Annotated in this window: 2 protein-coding genes and 1 pseudogene; all 3 read right to left on the bottom strand. The window is 33.9% G+C overall.

The features are described 5' to 3' along the window. A pseudogene (locus tag GOQ24_RS01925) lies at positions 1-890 on the bottom strand (hypothetical protein); the annotation flags it as partial. Positions 891-983: 93 nt separating this feature from the next. Continuing rightward, positions 984-1841, bottom strand: a complete 858-nt coding sequence (locus tag GOQ24_RS01920; protein WP_155091686.1) for a helix-turn-helix transcriptional regulator — start codon at positions 1839-1841, stop codon at positions 984-986. 120 nt (positions 1842-1961) lie between these two features. Next, positions 1962-2171, bottom strand: a complete 210-nt coding sequence (locus GOQ24_RS01915) for a DUF6140 family protein (protein WP_155091685.1) — start codon at positions 2169-2171, stop codon at positions 1962-1964. Positions 2172-2311 lie beyond the last annotated feature (140 nt).

Below are 2311 nucleotides of genomic sequence, written 5' to 3'. Positions count from 1 at the left end.
GTCATTAAAACTGCCTGAAGAGCTTTACCTCCGATACGAAATGCTTCAGCTTTTTGAGATTTCTTTCCTGTTAGTTTAGACCTTTCTTCACCTTGTAACTTTTGTTTTTCATATTCTTTTCTTGCTATTTTGTCCTTTTCTCTATAATCTTTGTCAAGTTTATCTGATATTTCAAAAATTTCATTTGGTTTTTGTCCATTCTTATTAGGATTATCAAGCCAATCAGTCATCCCTAAATCGCTTTTTGAACGATTTTGACTTGCATCCATTTCATTTAAATTATGAGTACCATTAGCAAAAGTAACTTGTTCTTCTACTGTTAAATGAGCATTAGCTTGTGCATCTCTTATAATTTCACCTGCTGAAACAACATGATCCATATCCGTATTATTCAATATTGAACCTGTAGGTCTTCCTTTGTCAAAATTCTTTCTAGCCCCAGAATCTACAGTTTTCTCTTCTTTTCCCATTCTATTATAATGAGTATGTATATTTCCATTATCATCTTTGCGAAAATTATTTTGATACTGTGTATATCTTTCTTCATAATCAATTTCTGAATTATGCTTAGCTATTTTTCCCTTCTCAAAATTTTCAGTAGTTTGTATATGAGCAGAATTTCTAAGATCTAACTTTAAGTTTCTATTTTCTTTAATAAAATCTTCTCCTGCTATTACACCTACTTGAAGAATAAATTGCTCCCAAATTACAGATCCAATAGTCTCTCCTAATACATCAGGGTTACCTATATTTTTAAAATCTTCATTTAATTCATCTAAACCAATAAGTTGTTCTTCCAATTTAGTTTCTAACTCATTTTGTAATTCATCAAAATCAATAAATTGATTATCATCATCTGAATACTCTTCTAATTCATTATAGTTACTCATATTTCTCTATCTATTTCTCTATCTATTTCTCTATCTATTTCTCTATCTATTTCTCTATCTATTTCTCTATCTATTTCTCTATCTATTTCTCTATTAATAACACTCCCACTCCCCTTCTAACACCTCAGCTAAGCTTCCAAACTTTTGGATTTGCTGCTGGAGTTCATAGTTAGGTTTGACAGTTATTTTTATTTTATATCTATGTTCTGTATCCTCTAAAACCGTTTGGCTATGGTGAAGTTTTAAACTCTCGAGGTAAGGCTTTTGATCAGGTTCAAAGAGGATGACTACATCTTGTAACTTCGTTGATTTATCTCCTAAAGTCACTCCAACAATCTGACTATATGCCTTTTTCGCCTCCTCTAAACGGCTTTTGAACTTCTTCCCTATAGACAACACATCGTGGATTCTATCCATACCAAAGCTTCTAAACTCTTTATCCTTCACCGACTCAGCGATGAGATACCACCTATTCTGATACTGCTTAAAGTACAGTGGATTAACCGTTATCTCAGACGCAGTAGCCTTGGTATATCCTTGATGGGTAATCACAACAGATTCACACTTTAACATCGCCTCTTGTAAGTCGTTTAAGTGACTTTCCTGCCCCACTTTTAAACCCTCTTCAAAATCCAAGTGATCAATCATTCGCTTATCTCCTTTGACATAGCGTTGGAGTAGATCAGCTGTTTTAAAGTGGTGAATCATCCCCATCAGCTGTCCGTAATCCACCTTGTGATGCTCCAACAAATAAGACATATCTTGTGCCTTGTCGTATATCACTTCAAAACCATAATCTAAATCCATTCGCTTGCGCAAGCGATTCCACGTTTCATAACTTATCGTTTTATCTTCGGATTTACCTACAGCCTCAAGAATCTCCTCTTTTGTACAATACTTCTTTCTCTTAAAGAGTTCCAGTACATTATATATTCTCAATAAATCTCTCATTCTTTCATTGTATTACAGTGACAGTGCAAACATATCAGCAGTGACTGTCAAAAAACACCAGCCAACTTTTTATTTTTTTGTAAAACCGTAAACCGTCAACTATAAACCCTTGTCTCCAAATTATATTTCCACGACCTCAATAAACGCAGGCGAACATCCCCCTCCTTTAGTAAAGTCAACGCCATAGACGCGCATGAAAGCTTCCTGTACAACCTTTCCATTATCAATCCAAGGATGAGTAAAAGAAACAAACTCGACACTCATACCCTTTTCTATATAAACCTGTTCATTATTGTAATTTCGAATAACTGTCGCTTTATATCTTGCCATTATCTAACAATTTTATACTTACGAAATTATAATACAACGTATGCACCCGAGCAACCACATATTTCATAAGATGATGTAAGATAGTAAGTTTGTCTCAAATAATAAAGAGATGAGCAAACAAGAAATTATGTACTCTCATG

Source organism: Myroides sp. LoEW2-1 (assembly GCF_009767705.1).
In the GTDB taxonomy this organism is placed as follows: domain Bacteria; phylum Bacteroidota; class Bacteroidia; order Flavobacteriales; family Flavobacteriaceae; genus Flavobacterium; species Flavobacterium album_A.
Note: the sequence above shows the minus strand (reverse complement) of the source record. Positions and strands in the feature narration are given on the sequence as shown.

Excerpts from the sequence above, each read along its gene's own strand:
- GOQ24_RS01920 (WP_155091686.1), bottom strand. The coding sequence starts at position 1,841 with ATGAGAGATTTATTGAGAATATATAATGTACTGGAACTCTTTAAGAGA.
- GOQ24_RS01915 (WP_155091685.1), bottom strand. The coding sequence starts at position 2,171 with ATGGCAAGATATAAAGCGACAGTTATTCGAAATTACAATAATGAACAG.